Origin of the sequence: Desulfosarcina variabilis str. Montpellier (assembly GCF_048565275.1) — a bacterium.
Lineage (GTDB): Bacteria > Desulfobacterota > Desulfobacteria > Desulfobacterales > Desulfosarcinaceae > Desulfosarcina > Desulfosarcina variabilis.
Map to the genome: position 1 here is coordinate 1,497,940 of NZ_CP159846.1, position 14,989 is coordinate 1,512,928.

A 14,989-nucleotide genomic window follows, 5' to 3' on the forward strand; every position below is an offset into this window, starting at 1 on the left:
TTCAGGAGACAATAGATCAACGTGAAAACCTTTTCCCCACCCCTGGGTGACCGGCAAAATCGTTCCGGATTGGTGACCATCCAGACCGACTGTACGCCGGAGACAATCCAAACGCTTGATTTTGACACCTACTTTGGCCTCAACGCACGACCCAAATCCATCTTTGCCCGGCGCGAGACTTTGGAAGCCCGCGCCGCCGCGGCAGACACGTCGGTTGTTCTGGCCGTCACCGAAGACGGACAAATCGCCGGTTTCGGGGTGTTTGCGCCTCCGGATGCGGATGATCGCTGGTCGGAAATGAAATCGGGAGTGATCATGGAAGTCGAGGTGGTGGAAGTGCACCACCGGTTTCGGGGATGCGGTATCGCGGGCGAGATCGTCCGCCGGATGCTGATGCACCCCCTTATCGAGAGCATGATCGTCTTCATGGTCGGATACGCGTGGACCTGGGACCTCGAGGGATCCGGTTTGAGTGCCGAGAACTATCGCCGTCTGCTCTTGCGGCTTTTCAGTGGCGCCGGGTTCAGTGAATTCAAAACCAACGAACCCAACATTTGCCTGAGGCCCGAAAACCTTTTTATGGCACGCATCGGCAACCACATCTCCGATGACATGCGTGAGGCGTTCAAATACCTGAGGTTCGGTATCCCCCTGAAAAACGGGTGATTCGAAGTGCGTCTACAGGGAAAACAAGCAAAGAATCAGGGCACGATCCATGAGGCGCCCAAACGGCCGTTGTCCCATTGAAACCGTGCCCGAACGTTTCCCGACGGGCGCAATTGCAGCCAGTCGATATAGTCCACCTGGCCGACGATGGCCGCAAAATGATCGCGTCCGGCATTGCTGGTCATCAGCTTGGGCAGGTCTTTGAGCAAACGCTGCGATATGCCTGAGGACGGCCGGGACAGCGGGGTGCCCGGCGCTTTTTCGGTGCAAAAGCTGAGCCGGGTGAATCCTCTGACCTTCGACCACCAGTGATCGGCGATGGCATCGGTTGCATGCACCGATGCCGTCCCATGAATTCTCACCTGGATCATCTTGCGGGGATGATAAAAAAGCCAGCCGGCACATCCGGTTTGTTCAATCTCACTGATTTTTGTGGAGCGGTCATCTGTGTAGCAGACCAATATACGCTCACTTTGATCGACATGACGCAAAATCACGGTGCGCAGGCCGCACCCATTGGATTTTCCGGTGGCCAGCACCGCTTGGTGAAACGGGTCGGTGGAACGGGTGACGCCCTTTTTGAGCATTGTCCAGGTTGATACAATTACATGGTCCAGTGTATCTTTACTGCTCATGATTGTAGCGCTTTTGTTTTCCCGTCTTTCAAATTCACCAATCCTTCTTCGCAAATTCGAAAATAAGGGATGGCCGCACCGGTCAAGGTGACGATGGTCAGCAGCGGGTCAGGGAAGGACACGCCGATATCTTTGGCCCCTTGTTTAATGATGTCGATCTTTTCATCTAATTGTTCAATGGACAGATCGGTCATCAATCCGAAGATGGGCAGGGGCAGTTCTGCCATGACCTCGCCATCCCGACAGACAACCGCACCACCGTTTAGATCACGGATGCGGTTGACACACAAGGCCATATCATTTTCATCTGCTCCCACAACGATGATGCAGGTCGTGTCCCAGGCCGCGCTGGAGGCAATGGCACCGGCGTGCATGCCGAACCCTTTGATCAGGCCGGTAAAGGTCTTCCCGGGAAATTTTGTCCGGTCCATGGCTGCCACCTTGATCAGGTCATTGTCGGTATCCAGTTTGATTTGTCTGTCTGAAACCGGAAGGTTCATTGTGACTTCGCGGGTCACCAGATCGGTGACCATTTCAATGACCCGTACACTGGCGGTTTGGCCTGTTCCGGTATAGGCAATGGAAAAATCCGATGCAAGGGCGGGTTTGTCGAGGTGGATGCTGTTCAGACTGGCCGAGGCAAAGACGTGGCGGCGGGGTGAGACATCCAGCTGCCCGTCCTGGGCAATAACGCGGCCATTGCTGACCACACAGCGGGCATCGATAGTCGTGGGATCGGGAATCAAAACCATGTCCGCCAATTTGCCCGGGGCGATGCCCCCGATGCGATCGTCCAGGCCGAAATGCTCGGCCACGTTCAAGGTGGCCATCTGGATGGCCACCACCGGATCAAAACCGCAGTCAATGGCTTTCTGAACCAGATACTCCATGTATCCCATTTCCATCAGATCCTTTGGTGTGATGCCGTCCGTCGTGAGAATCAGCCGCCGCGTATCGATGTTCATATCCTTGATTGCCGCGATCTGGGCCAGGTCGCGGCGGATGCTGCCCTCGCGGATCATCACGTAGATGCCCAGTCGCAAGCGCTCCAGCACTTCTTCGGCCTTGATCGGCTCATGGCAGGAGGAGATTTCGCAGCCGGCATAGGCCTGGAGCTTGCTGCCCCGGGCCCCGGCCGAATGCCCTTCAAGCACCTTGCCATGGGCCAGGGTTTTCTCGAAAATCGGCAGGTATATGTCCGGGTTCTGGATTACCGACTGCCAGTAAGACTCACCCAGGCCGATGATGTCGTCCTGACCGAGCAATGTCTCAAGATCGTCCGTGTCAATGCCGTTGGCTGCCTGGCTGACGGAGACCATGGGCGGGGCCGTGCCGAAGAACTTGATCGGCTGATTTTTGAACGATGCCATGAAGTCCAGCACCCCGGCCACCCCGGCCACCGGATAGACCTCGAGGGTTTCGGTAATGATGGTGGTGGTGCCTCCACGGGCCGCGTATTTTAGAAACGCATCGGCGGTAAACAGCCAGGCCAGGTGGGTGTGTCCGTCGATCAATCCGGGAATGAGCGTCGCGCCCTGGGCATCGATGACCTGGGTCGTCTCGCCAATGGCATGACCGACATCCTGGCCCATGCAGGCGATGTGCGCGTTGCAGGTGCACACCGATTGATTATCGAGAATTTCTCCGGTGTAGACATTGACCAGCCGGGCATTGACGATGGCCAGATCGGCAGGGGCGCGGCCCAGGGCCACATCGATGCGTCTTTTCTTCTCGTTCATGGCAGTCTCCTCAATTTATTTCATCTCCGATGCTAATCCAGATTGACAAATTTATCCAAAAACGCCCACATTTTTGGACTAATCGGTGGCAAGGACTCGCCACGAATCAGCTTCAGCGCCAGCTCGACGGCCTGGCGGGTGCACGCCTCGATGTGCAGGCGTCCGAAATCCGGATCGGATTGTGCGGGACTGCCGATGTAGCCCATCTCGGCGCCCATCTGTTTGAAGGTCGTATGGCCGGCCTGCATGCCTTTGCGGACGTCGATGCGCACCGGCTCGAGCGGGGCGGCATCGGGTTTGAACAGCACCGGCCGGCGATAGCGAATATAGGCGGCTTCCTTGGCGTCGGCGTGAATTTCAAAACGCATGTCCAGCCCCATGGCTCGGCCGTGGGTGGCGACCTCGTTTTCCAGCCCGGCATAAACCGACCGGCTCATGGTTTCGGCAATGTGCACCGTATGCTCGGCCTTGACTTCCTCGATCGCCCATAAAATTGCTTTCATGTGGATCGGGTCCAGATGGTGGTTGCAGAAAAGCAGATATTTGAATCCTTGTCCCACCCAGGCCAGGCAGATGTCGACCACCACATTTTTCAACGTAGAGCCCCGCAGTGAAATGGTGCCGGGAAAATCCGCAGTGATATTCGCGCAGCCCAAAGGCGTGGCTGGGCAAAGCACAATGGCATGCTCGGATGCCTTGTGTGCAAGCTGCATGGCCGCCTGCTCGGCGATATCGGCTGCGGCCATGACGTCGGTGCCGATGGGCAGGTGCGGGCCGTGCTCTTCCAAGGGGCTGATGGGAATCAGGATTAAGGTGCGTTCACGGTCGAGCTGGTCCAGTTCCATCCAGGTCATCTCGTCCAGCTTGTGTATCAATGGGTTTCCTCCGTTTCTTTCAACGCCCCTTCGCCGAACAAAAACCGTTCGATCCAGGCCAGTCCCAGCATGAGCAATTCCCGATCGTTGCTTTTTGCCGCTTCCAACTGCTCTGGCGCCACATCATAACGGGACAGGAAACTGCTTTCGAAAACGAAGCGACGGAAGGTATCCATGTTGTAGCTGGCCATGAAAGCCATCTTCATGGGCGGGCTGTCGATACCCTGCGGACCGAACGGGTTGGTCTGAAATCGTGCCGCGATGCGCGCCCACAGGCTGTTGGGTGCATGGTAATCGGTCATCTTTTGGTCAGCCATCCAGTCTTGTGCCGACCAGGTGCGATCCTCCTGGTGACCTTTACAATGGCTGTGGCGCATGACATAGTGCTGCACGCGTACACTGCCGTCTTCATCCCCGATCATGGCCGGCTCCAGGGGATAGGCCCGGCAGGAATAGGGCCGGTCCGCATAGATCGTACACCCTTTTTCCGTCAGGAAGGTGCAAGGCTTGCCCGGCTGGTCGCTCATTTTCAGCATCACGTTGGGAAAGGTGGGCATGTCGCGGATGGCCGTGGTGGTATGCGTGACCAAAAATTCTTCGGATGTCATGCCCAGGTGCGCTTTCATGCGCACAATGTCGTAAGGATAAAGATACATATCGGCATCATGGCAGCAGCGGGTAAAACAGCTTACCTTGCTGTGACAGGCGAATTGAAAAGTGCCGTTGCCCAGCAGGAAGCGGTTGCCGGTATTGCTGATGGGGGATTGAGGGGTTGTCATAGCGCTTTTCCAACGGTATAGGGTTTATACAATGTTTATCCCAAAATAGGTAAATTGATCATTTACCAATGGACTCCACTAATCGTCAACGGCTGGTTGTGTACTATACATTTTCATTTCACGCCATTTTTTTGTATCACCCGTAATAAATTCATAGATTACAGTAGGAATCAGTGCAGCGGTAAATGGGAACTCAACAAAGCTGAAGCGTTATTGATTACAGCTAGGAAGAAAGGAGATAAAGCAAAATGCCATGGATAGATAAAGAATTGTGTACGGGATGTCAAACATGCATAGATCAATGTTCGGTTGGGGCAATTTCCATGGAAGAAAACATTGCCATCATCAATGATGACGAGTGCATAAGATGTGCGGTGTGTCACGATGTCTGCCAGGAAAATGCGGTTCGTCATGACGGAGAACGAATCCCTGAAGAAGTGCAAGCAAATATTGATTGGGCCGAAAAATTGCTGACGCATGAATATTATGCAAATGATAAGAAAAAACAAAGACAGCTTATCGACCGTTTGCAACGTTTTTTTACTAAAGATAAAAAGGTGGCTGAAAAAACCATTGAGCAACTTGTGATTCTACAAAATGGAAAATACGCAGACTGAGGCAAGACAGGGAATTGAAGATCCGTCAGCACTTACTTACCCTCGTTCCCACCCTCTGCGTGGGAATGAGGGGTAAGTGGGCGAAGTTAGAACCAAGCCCGAAGATGGATTTGAGATTCAATTTCGCCTGAATCCCAAAAAAAGCGTGAAGCTGAGAATCCTTGGCCAAAAGAGACTTATTGCTGGTCCCTTCTATCACCCCAAGCAGGGCGCAAGATGAGCCACTCAACCCCAGGGTTGCAACCTGGGAGTAAACCCAAGCTCAATATGATAGGCCCGGCGTCTTGTGAAGATATGTATCATCCGTCAACTGCTTTAGCATATAATCAGCAACATCGGCACGGGAGATTTTGAGTTTTTTCGTATTGTCGGTACCAAGAAATCCGTAACAATATTGGCCGTTTCGCTTCCCCTCTGTAAAGGCTCCTGAGCGGACGATTGTCCAGTCCAGATGGCTTTGCTTGATGTGGCTCTCCTGCCTTACATGGTCGGCATACACTTTACGTAAGAGACCGTTAAACATAATATACTTCCAAAAAAAGCTTAAATTATCCTAACTATCACCTACCCCAAGGGTCGATAGACAAATAAAACGTCGGACACCTGTCTTTTCCATCGCACGGACAATATTTTTCGTTCCCTCAGAGCGAATCCTGCTTTTAAGAAGGCCTGCACCAAGTACCTCACGGGGAGGGGCATCGACTATTCAGTGAGCCCGGTGTGCCTGCGGCAAAACTCTTTGATCTCCCCCGGGAGCAGATTAGTGAGCGGTATGAACTTTTGCGGTATGGTCAGGGAGGAGCAACTACGAGCCTAATATGTGGTACTGTGCGGTTTGACCACCCAGCCGCCCACCAGCTTGTCCGGCTTTTGCCGAAGTTAATCTGCATTGAGGCGTGGCAGTCGCCTCAGATGGAATGGATTCAAAACACCTTACGTTTGATGGCTACCGAAGCCAGGGCAATGCGGCCCGGCGGTGAGACGATCATCACCCGCCTGGCTGACATTTTGGTGATCCAAGCCATTCGCTCTTGGTTGGCAGAAGACCCCTTGGCTCAGACGGGCTGGCTCGGTGCTCTGCAAGATAAGCAGGTTGGTTACGCTTAAGCGCTTTATTGGTATTTCACCAGGAGCGGCCCGGCAAAATGGTCGCATGGTGATATCTATCGGGAATCCGGAACGGCCCAAACCAACCATCTGAAATCAAATTGAAAAGGTTATAAGCGTAGGTCTATTTGGGGGCACTATCTATACTATTGTATCTGCCCGATGGATGAAATCGATCGGGTGATTCTTCCGCGTTTTCAGGCCGTCACTTTTTCAACCAATGATAGGGCTGATTCAAACACGGTTTTATTGAAACGCAATTCCAGTGCGGCCTTGAGCATTTCTAAAGAGATGATCCGCTCGTCTTTGGCCACGAGCGCCAGGCTGGCCAGGGCCCAGTCCTGGGATTTGATTTTTTGGGCCTTGAAGTCGATCTCCTTTACCGTGGCACCGGTTTCGGGCAGCTCGACCCCGGTCGCCTTGAGGATCAGCGTATCCTTGCCCAGTTTGGCCAGCAGTTTCTTGCGCCGGCCAACGCCCTCGTTGGCCAGGGCCACCACCACCGACGGCCGGTCGATGCCGGTGTAGTCCACCGGATCAGCGGACAGCACCATCTCGCTGACGCTATGGCCCCGCAATACGGTGATGGGATAGTCATTTTTTAGGGTGGCATGCATGCCGCCGGTCATGCCGGCCAGGCAGAAGATTTCTCCGGACGTGACGATGCGCTGGCCCGCGCTGCCTAATATGAGAACTTCCTGGCGGCCGCTGACCGGTGGTGTAAAACGGGTCTCGACCCTGGCCGGGCCGGCAGGTGTGGCCATCTGGCCGGTGATTTCGCGGTAGCCGCGGCTGTACTCCGGACGCTGGTTGGCCTCGACCGGCCCCAGGAAGGGGGGCAGCCCTTCCAGGCCGGCGGCGATCATCTTGGGCGTCAGCTTGTTGCGCTTGGTATAGCGCCCCGGACACAGGCCCCACATGTCGATCACGGAAAAACCCTCGAAAGCGATGGCATCTGCCATATTGTCCACCAGATCCGAGGCATAGGAAGAGGTGCGGGTCACATAGGGGGCGCCGGCCGCGGCCGCCACCTGACAGATGTCCACGGGTTTTTCCAGGCGGTTGAGAAAGCCGGACCCCACTACCGCCTCCTGAGGCGTGGTCGACGAGCACTGCCCGCCGGTCATGCCGTAGTTGAAGTTGTTGAGCACCAGAAGGGTCAGGTCGATGTTGCGGCGGCAGGTGGATAGCACATGGGCACCGCCGATGCCCAGTCCGCCGTCACCCATGGTCACGACCACGGTCAGATCGGGCCGGGCCATTTTCAGGCCCGTGGCATAGGTCAGGGCCCGGCCGTGCAGGCCATGAAAGGCGTGGGTGTTGAAAAACGTATCGAAAAGCCCCGAGCATCCGATGTCGCTGACGATCACCACCTGGTTGCCGGCAAGGCCCAGTTTGTCCAGGGCCTTGTCCAGGGCGCCGACGACGCGTTCATGGCTGCAGCCCGGACAGAACACTAGGGGGCGGCTGGCATTGATCAGACTGTTCATTTAGATCACCTCTCTGATCTGTTCCGGTTTTATTAGATTGCCGTTCATCTGGCCGAAAAAGTCGATGGTCTTGCCGGGCAGCAGGCGGTGGATTTCTCGCACGTACTGGCCGGTGTTCATCTCCACGACCACAACGCGTTTGCAGGGCGCGGCCGTCTCCTTGATCAGCCGTTCGGGCACCGGCCACAGGGTTTTGGGCGTCAACAGAGAAATCGGCTTGCCCGCGGCCCGGCACCTGGCCACGGCCACCCGTGCGGCCCGGGCCGTCACGCCGTAGGCCACCAGAAGGGTGTCGGCCGCCGGATCGATATCCTGGTCGAAAAAGGTGAATTCGTCCACATGGGCAGTCAGCTTCTTCTCTAGGCGCGTCTGGAAAGCGTTGATCTCATCGGGATCCACGGTGATGTAGCCGTTGACGCCGTGAGTGGAACTGGTCTGGCGCACCAGGGTCTGATCTCCGATGGGCAGAAAATCCGGGGCCGTATCATCGCTGTGGGTGGCAAAGGGCAGAAACGGTTTGGATCGGTCGGCCGCCTTGCGGGTGACGATCTCAGGCAGCTTGACAGCTTCCAGGTCCACGCTCTCACGGGTCATGGCGATCTCCTTGTTTGAGGCCACGAAAACCGGGCAGCGAAACGTTTCGGCCAGGTTGAAGGCATGGGCGGTCAGCCGGTAGCAGTCGGCCGTGTCCACCGGCGCCAGCACGATCACCGGCAGGCCCGAGCTGGATCCCCAGCGCATGAATTGTACATCGCCGTCAGCGCCCTTGGTGGCCGATCCTGTGGACGGGCCCAGGCGCTGGACGTTGACGATCACCAGTGGAATCTCGCTGCCGATGGCAAAGGAGATCTGCTCACTGTACAGGCTGATCCCCGGTCCCGAGGTAGCGGTGAGCACCTTGTGGCCCGCCATGGACGCGCCCAGGCAATAGCCGATGGACGCGATCTCGTCTTCGCCCTGCAGGCAGACGCCGCCTGCCGGGGGCAGGTACTTGAGCATGGCGTTGTAGATGGTGGTGGCCGGTGTGATCGGATAACCGGCGAAAAACCGGCATCCTGCGGCCATGGCGCCCAGCGCAACCGCTTCGTTGCCTTCTATGAAACAAAGACTCATGATGTTTCCTTTTCGTTCATGGGATTACTGCACAGTTGACACGCTTCTTCTGGCTTACAAAATGTGTCGAGCGCCGTCAACAGCGCAGACGCCAATGACGGTGCGTCCCCTATGATTCCCAGATCGGCAAAACATTGACATTTTAAAGCCTTTTCCAGTAGAATAGATCAATTGTGACAAGCGCACCACTATTGATTACCTGAATCTATATTTACCTATTATATGCGTGTGTGATTCAACAGGATTTGGACCCACTCGAAAAGCTGAACCGACTTTTACCCCTGCACGTTGAACTGATTTGCAGTCGAAATGCAATCCTTCGCATTAATAACATAACCAAAAGTAATTGATGGGGGCATCATGAGAAAGACCGTGATTGCAGCCGTCCTTGTCGGTATCGGAATTGTCATCGCCTTTCCGCTTTTCAGCATGACCTATTACACCATGGTGAGAACCTCAACTCCTGATTTTTGTGCGTCCTGCCATGAAATCAAGCCGGCAGTGGTGGCCTGGCGATCTTCAACCCATGTGAACAATCCTCAAGGGTTTGTGGCCGATTGCATGGATTGTCACCTGCCCGCACCTCACAAAACATTCGACTTCTTTTTTGCCAAGACCTTCCACGGCGCCAAGGATGTGCTCAAACATTTCACCATCGACGAATACGATCGCCAGAAAAACCGCGAAGCGGCCTACGCCTCCTTTGATAATGCCCAGTGCCAGAAATGCCATCGCAACCTGCTCGCCATGCCGGACAAACGCGGCGCTATGCTGGCCCATAAAACAGTCCTTTACCCGCGTCCGGGGTATGAAAAAAAATGTGTAGACTGTCACTATGACCTGGTTCACAACGATCAGGTGACCGTCATGTACAAGCAGTACCGGGAGGTGCCGTATCAGGCCAAGGGGCTGAGAAAGCTATGAATGCCAATCTGAAAGACCTATTTGCATAATCGTTCATCAGATCTTTCAATCGAAAGGAGGATCACCATGAGGCGACGCAAGTTGTCTGTTTTGGCAGGCACCATGATAGTCCTGTTGGTGCTGGCCGGTACATCATTACCCGCCCTGGCACAGCCCAATTACGCCAAGGCCAAGGAGTTTCGCATCGAGCGCAGCATGGCGCCCGAGGCCGTGGCCTGCATCGAGTGCCACAAGCAGACCAATCCCGGCCTGTTCGGCGACTGGGCCAACAGCCGCCATGCCAACGCCAACATCTCCTGTCTGGACTGCCACCTGGCCCAGCCCGGTGATCAGGACGTGGCCAAAGATCACGAAAAGTACTACGGCCGCAGCGACCTTCCCTATGGGGAGCAGAAATACAAGGTGCCCATCGCCACCGTGGTCACCCCCAAGGACTGCTCCCGCTGCCACCCGGACGAGGTGACCCAGTACAGCAAGAGCAAGCATGCCAACACAATCGAGATCATTTGGAAGCTCGACCCCTGGCTGAACAAGGGCATGAACTCGGACAACGAACGCAAAACCGGCTGTTACCACTGCCACGGTACCGTGCTGGCCATCGATGACAAAGGCAAGCTGGACCCTACCACCTGGCCCAATGTGGGCGTGGGGCGGCTGAACATGGACGGCAGTAAGGGCTCCTGTACCAGCTGTCACAGCCGGCACCGATTTGCGGTGTCCGAGGCACGCCGGCCCGAGGCCTGCGATTCCTGCCACCTGGGCCCGGATCATCCCCAGATCGAGATCTACGAAGAGTCCAAACACGGCACCATCTACAACGCCTTCGGGGATGAATTCAATTTCAAGGCCGCCGCCGGAACGTGGTCGCCGGGCACCGACTACCGGGCGCCCACCTGCGCCGCCTGCCACATGAGCGGCAGCGGCAAGGTCATGGGCACCCACGATGTTACCGAACGCATTTCCTGGGAAACCCAGGCACCGCTGACCGTTCGCCCGGCCGACTTCAAACCCTTTCCCGCCGACAACGACTGGCAGGTGGAACGCGACAAAATGAAAAACGTCTGCCGCGCCTGCCATGGGGATTCGTGGATCGATGACTTCTACCAGGGATTCGACAAGGCCGTGGAAGAATACAACAATGTCTACTTCAAGCCGGCCAAGGCCATGCTGGACGACCTGTACGCCAAGAACCTGCTGGACAAGACCAAGTTCTTCGATGAGCACCTGGAGCTTCAGTTCTACGAGCTGTGGCACCACGAGGGACGCCGGGCGCGTATGGGCGTCATGATGATGGCCCCGGACTACGCCTGGTGGCACGGCTTTTATGAATGCAAGGCCCGCTTCAACGAATTCATGGAAGAGGCGGACCACCTGATCGCCACGGGCAAAAAGGCCTATGTCTATCCCAAGTATCCCAACGCGACCGGGGATACACAAAAACCAGAAAAGATATTCGGTAAAAAATAAAAAAAAGAAAAACAAGAAAAAACAAACTGCGGGTCATCGGCCTTTACTGTTAGCCTAAGGAAACGCCGATGACCCGTAGTTGTTCAAAGCAGGCCGACTCTATTTGGGGGTATACGCTATGCCTCTTCCGACATTATCACTGGCGAAGATATTTTTTTATTCTGTGACGCAAGGTATTGCGGCTGATGCCGAGCAACCTGGCGGCCTTGACCTGGTTGTTGTCGCATTCCTCCAGGGCACTGACAATAATTGTCTCTTCCACGATTTCGATGATGTTGGCGTGAATCCCCCCCTCTTTGGAAAGCTTCAGGATCTCCGGCAGAACTGACTGCATGGTGTCTTTAAGATGTTTGACTAAACGCTCACGATCGGTGGCTTCGATTAGATCGGGCTCGTGGTTGTCCAGTAAATCGATATGCTCCTGGGTAATCACATCACCAGCGCAGAGAATCACGGCCCGCCGGACACAATTTTCAAGCTCGCGCACATTTCCCGGCCAGGCATAGGACCGAAACCGCTGCATGACATCCTCAGCCACATGGCGAATGGGTTTGGCATATTCCCTGCTGAATCGTGCCACGAAGCAGTCCACCAGTTCCGGGATGTCCTCGATCCGTTTCCTCAGGGGCGGCAGTTGGATCGTGATTACCTTCAGGCGCCAGTATAGATCCTCGCGGAACCGGCCGTTTTGCACTTCCAGGGCAAGATCCTTGTTGGTGGCGGCGATTATACGGGCATCGGCCTTGAGCGTCTCCTTCCCGCCGACCCGCTCGAATTCTCCCTCTTGCAGTACCCGCAGCAGTTTGGCCTGCAGGGCCATGGACATATCGCCGATTTCATCCAGAAAACAGGTGCCGCCATGGCAGCGCTCGATCTTGCCGAGTTTGGTCTGCTGCGCCCCGGTAAAGGCCCCGGGTTCGTAACCAAACAACTCGCTCTCGAACAATTGTTCGGGAATGGCGGCACAGTTGATGGCCATGAATGGGGCCTCGTTGCGTCGGCTATGGTGATAGATGGCCCGAGCGACCAGTTCCTTGCCCGTGCCGCTTTCCCCGCCGATCAAAACGGAAACATCCTTTTCGGCGATCTGGCCGATGATTTTATAGACCGCCTGCATGGTTTTGCTGCGACCGACAATTTTCAGTGACCCCTCGGGTGATCTGGCCCCATGCGGGGTCACCGGGTCAGGCAGATACACGACCTCTTTCATCTGACGATTGAGCACCAGTGCCTCGGCCGCGATACGGCTCAACGCTTCCCGCTGAAACGGTTTGTTCAAGTAATCATAGGCACCCCGTTTCATGGCTTCGATGGCGGTATCGGTATTGCCATAGGCGGTCATGATCACCACCGGTGTTTTCACCTGGGCGGTTTTGATCGCCTTCAATGTGTCCAGACCATTGATTCCCGGCATTTTATAGTCCAGCAGAATCAGGTCGAAGGATTCATCGGCAATGATTTCAAGGGCGGCCTCACCGGTAAGGCAGGTGGTTACCGCATACCCTTTTCGTTTGAAAAAGCGATTGAGGAAGTGATTCAGGCCGTCGTCGTCGTCAATGAGTAGTATTTTTTCCATAGGTTTCCGGCTCTGGGGATGGAATTGGCAAAAACAGTGAAAAAACGGTGCCGCCTGCCTGCCGGCGACGAACCTGGATTTCCCCGCCGTGGCGGTTGATGGTGTTGAGAACCATGGGCAGCCCCAGTCCCGTACCCGCCGCTTTGGTGGTGAAGAACGGATCGAAGATCAGATCGCTGTGTTCAGCGGCAATGCCCTGGCCCGTATCGGTAATATCGATGCGGATGCACGGGCCGATGGGGATGTCGGTATCCCCTTCGCCCCGTGTTGCCGATACCGTGATCTGGCCATGCACCGGCATCGCCTCCAGGGAATTGATCAGAAGATTGATCAGGGCTTCTTCGATCAGCTTCTTGTCGGCGTTGATGCGGGGCAGATCGTTTTGGATGTCCATGGCGATGGTGCACTCCTGCTTGTTGGCCAGCGGTTTGATGATCGATACCACATCGGTGACCAGGCGGTCGACATTCAACAGCGAAAAAAACAGATCCTTGGGTTTGGTAAATTCGAGCAGACGGTTGATTGCCGCCTCGATGCGCGCAATCTGCCCCATGGCAACGGTGAAATCTTCGGTGTATTCCGGAGAAATTTCGATTTCGTCCTCGACCGATTCCAAAAAAAGCTTGAGAGAGGTGAGTGGGGTGCGGATTTCGTGGGCCACGGCAGCGCCTAATCGCCCGAGCGCGGCAAATTTTTCCGAACGCTCGGCGATCAGCTGGAACTGTTTGAGGGTATGGTCGGTTTTTTTTAATTCGGCTTCCTTGAGATTGAATTGATGTTCCAAACGATGTTGGCGCTCCTGGATTTTGAGGGCCATATCCGCAAACGCCCGGCACAGGATGCCGATTTCGTCCTGGCGGCTTGCACGGTCCTCATGCGTAAAAGGGATTACGGCACCCGGCGTTGCCAGGGCTTGGGCCGAACGGCTGAGCAGGCGGATGGGGCGCACCACGTGATAGGAAATGACCCAGGTCAGCACCAGGGCACTGCTGGCGGCCAGCAGCAGGGTCAGGTAAACCAGGTTTTTGAGCTTCTGTACACTCTGAAAGGCTTCCTCGCGGTCCTGTTCCACCACGATGGTCCAGTCGGTGCCCCCCACTTTGCGTGAGGTTCCCAGCACTTCGATGTTGCGGTAGTCCAGATAGGTTTCGGTGCGGTCACGACTGCCGAAGATATTTTTAAAACTGGCGGATTGGGAAATGTTTTCGGACAGGATGCGATGCGGCTCCTTGTGGACCAGGAACCGGCCATCCTTGTCCACCAGATAGCATTCACCGGTGTTGCCCAGGGCGACACGCAAGATGGTGTTGATGATGCTGTTGGTGCTTACCGTCCCCACCACGGTTCCGATCCGTCGCGCTTCATCGCGAACTGGGGCGGCGATATGAAAAATGGACTCCTGCGCCTGGGCCAGGTAGGTGATTTTCGACAGGAAGAGTGCGTCCTGCGCGTCCAGATGCATCCGGCTGAAATCGACCGTTGAATGGATTCCGGACGTGCTCACGACCACCGCGTTGTCAGCCGAAACGACCGTCATGTGCTTGTACACCCCATAGTGTTTGCGGATGATGTCCAGGTAAGGGGCGATAACCGACGGGTCCATGGTTCTGAGAATCGAGGTGCCGGCAATCACCCGCAGGTCCTGTTTGCGTTCCTCCAGCCAGCGCTCCAGGATCGCGGACTTGTCGGCCGCCACACTTTCCAGCTGGCGCAGGACCAGGCTCTTGATCAGCGTTTCGGTGGATTCGATGGAAAAGGCGCCGATAACGATCAGCGGGCCGATGGCCAGGGTGAGAAACAGCAGCACCAATTTGGCTTTCAGCGTGAAGATGGTTTTGATGAATCTCAAGTCCCCGGGCCTCCTGTGGATGCGGACCGATGCCCTGGATTAAGGTCGCCGGATATCAGGTTAACGTTGACAGGCCAGGACCTTATCATGCTTGATGCAAAAATGAAAAGTGTCAGGGACTCAAGATTGATTTCAAGCCGATGCGGTTTCGG

The 14,989-nt window shown here is 55.5% G+C and carries 15 protein-coding genes; 5 read left to right on the forward strand and 10 right to left on the reverse strand.

The annotated features are described in order from the left end of the window. The first annotated feature begins 21 nt into the window (after window positions 1–21). Window positions 22–666 (forward strand): GNAT family N-acetyltransferase, encoded by a 645-nt coding sequence (locus Dvar_RS06605; RefSeq protein ID WP_419660914.1) that lies wholly within the window; start codon window positions 22–24, stop codon window positions 664–666. A 35-nt stretch (window positions 667–701) separates the two neighbouring features. Here Dvar_RS06605 and Dvar_RS06610 read toward each other — a convergent pair whose 3' ends face one another. Genes Dvar_RS06610 through Dvar_RS06625 form a run of 4 tightly spaced genes read right to left on the reverse strand, consistent with a single transcriptional unit; the run spans window position 702 to window position 4,694 of the window. Further along, on the reverse strand, window positions 702–1,301 hold the full coding sequence (locus Dvar_RS06610; protein WP_419660915.1) for a pyridoxamine 5'-phosphate oxidase family protein: 600 nt from the start codon (window positions 1,299–1,301) through the stop codon (window positions 702–704). Continuing rightward, complete coding sequence (locus Dvar_RS06615; RefSeq protein WP_419660916.1) at window positions 1,298–3,040, reverse strand: adenine deaminase C-terminal domain-containing protein; 1,743 nt, start codon at window positions 3,038–3,040, stop codon at window positions 1,298–1,300. Before Dvar_RS06615 ends, Dvar_RS06610 begins: the two co-directional genes overlap by 4 nt. Window positions 3,041–3,072: 32 nt before the next feature. Continuing rightward, on the reverse strand, window positions 3,073–3,915 hold the full coding sequence (locus tag Dvar_RS06620) for a creatininase family protein (protein ID WP_419660917.1): 843 nt from the start codon (window positions 3,913–3,915) through the stop codon (window positions 3,073–3,075). After that, window positions 3,912–4,694, reverse strand: coding sequence for a YkgJ family cysteine cluster protein (locus tag Dvar_RS06625; RefSeq protein ID WP_419660918.1), 783 nt, complete (start codon window positions 4,692–4,694; stop codon window positions 3,912–3,914). Before Dvar_RS06625 ends, Dvar_RS06620 begins: the two co-directional genes overlap by 4 nt. 248 nt (window positions 4,695–4,942) lie before the next feature. Between Dvar_RS06625 and Dvar_RS06630 the strand changes: the two genes are divergently transcribed. Next, window positions 4,943–5,311, forward strand: a complete 369-nt coding sequence (locus Dvar_RS06630; protein WP_419660919.1) for a DUF362 domain-containing protein — start codon at window positions 4,943–4,945, stop codon at window positions 5,309–5,311. A gap of 262 nt (window positions 5,312–5,573) precedes the next feature. Here Dvar_RS06630 and Dvar_RS06635 read toward each other — a convergent pair whose 3' ends face one another. Both Dvar_RS06635 and Dvar_RS06640 read right to left on the reverse strand, forming a co-directional pair. Beyond that, complete coding sequence (locus tag Dvar_RS06635; protein WP_419660920.1) at window positions 5,574–5,834, reverse strand: NAD(P)-dependent oxidoreductase; 261 nt, start codon at window positions 5,832–5,834, stop codon at window positions 5,574–5,576. Window positions 5,835–5,864: 30 nt separating this feature from the next. Beyond that, window positions 5,865–6,017, reverse strand: coding sequence for an NAD(P)H-binding protein (locus tag Dvar_RS06640; protein ID WP_419664075.1), 153 nt, complete (start codon window positions 6,015–6,017; stop codon window positions 5,865–5,867). Between Dvar_RS06640 and Dvar_RS06645 the strand changes: the two genes are divergently transcribed. Then, window positions 5,981–6,418, forward strand: coding sequence for a cupin domain-containing protein (locus tag Dvar_RS06645; RefSeq protein ID WP_419664076.1), 438 nt, complete (start codon window positions 5,981–5,983; stop codon window positions 6,416–6,418). The genes Dvar_RS06640 and Dvar_RS06645 overlap by 37 nt on opposite strands. Before the next feature lie 197 nt (window positions 6,419–6,615). Here Dvar_RS06645 and Dvar_RS06650 read toward each other — a convergent pair whose 3' ends face one another. Together Dvar_RS06650 and Dvar_RS06655 are read right to left on the reverse strand one after the other, a co-directional pair. Then, on the reverse strand, window positions 6,616–7,908 hold the full coding sequence (locus Dvar_RS06650; RefSeq protein WP_419660921.1) for a thiamine pyrophosphate-dependent enzyme: 1,293 nt from the start codon (window positions 7,906–7,908) through the stop codon (window positions 6,616–6,618). After that, window positions 7,909–9,021, reverse strand: coding sequence for a pyruvate flavodoxin/ferredoxin oxidoreductase (locus Dvar_RS06655; RefSeq protein WP_419660922.1), 1,113 nt, complete (start codon window positions 9,019–9,021; stop codon window positions 7,909–7,911). It abuts the gene before it with no gap. A gap of 360 nt (window positions 9,022–9,381) precedes the next feature. On the opposite strand from Dvar_RS06655, the gene Dvar_RS06660 reads away from it, so the two are divergent. Then, entirely contained in the window at window positions 9,382–9,945 is a 564-nt protein-coding gene (locus tag Dvar_RS06660) for a NapC/NirT family cytochrome c (protein WP_419660923.1), read from the forward strand. Between the two features lie 66 nt (window positions 9,946–10,011). Then, window positions 10,012–11,412: a multiheme c-type cytochrome gene (locus tag Dvar_RS06665; RefSeq protein ID WP_419660924.1), complete on the forward strand. Its 1,401-nt coding sequence runs from the start codon at window positions 10,012–10,014 to the stop codon at window positions 11,410–11,412. Window positions 11,413–11,548: 136 nt separating this feature from the next. Here Dvar_RS06665 and Dvar_RS06670 read toward each other — a convergent pair whose 3' ends face one another. Beyond that, window positions 11,549–12,988, reverse strand: a complete 1,440-nt coding sequence (locus Dvar_RS06670) for a sigma-54-dependent transcriptional regulator (protein WP_419660925.1) — start codon at window positions 12,986–12,988, stop codon at window positions 11,549–11,551. Then, window positions 12,966–14,837 carry a cache domain-containing protein gene (locus tag Dvar_RS06675; protein ID WP_419660926.1) on the reverse strand — a complete coding sequence of 624 codons (1,872 nt, stop codon included), beginning with the start codon at window positions 14,835–14,837 and terminating at the stop codon, window positions 12,966–12,968. The genes Dvar_RS06670 and Dvar_RS06675 overlap by 23 nt, the downstream gene beginning before the upstream one ends. Window positions 14,838–14,989: the final 152 nt, after the last annotated feature.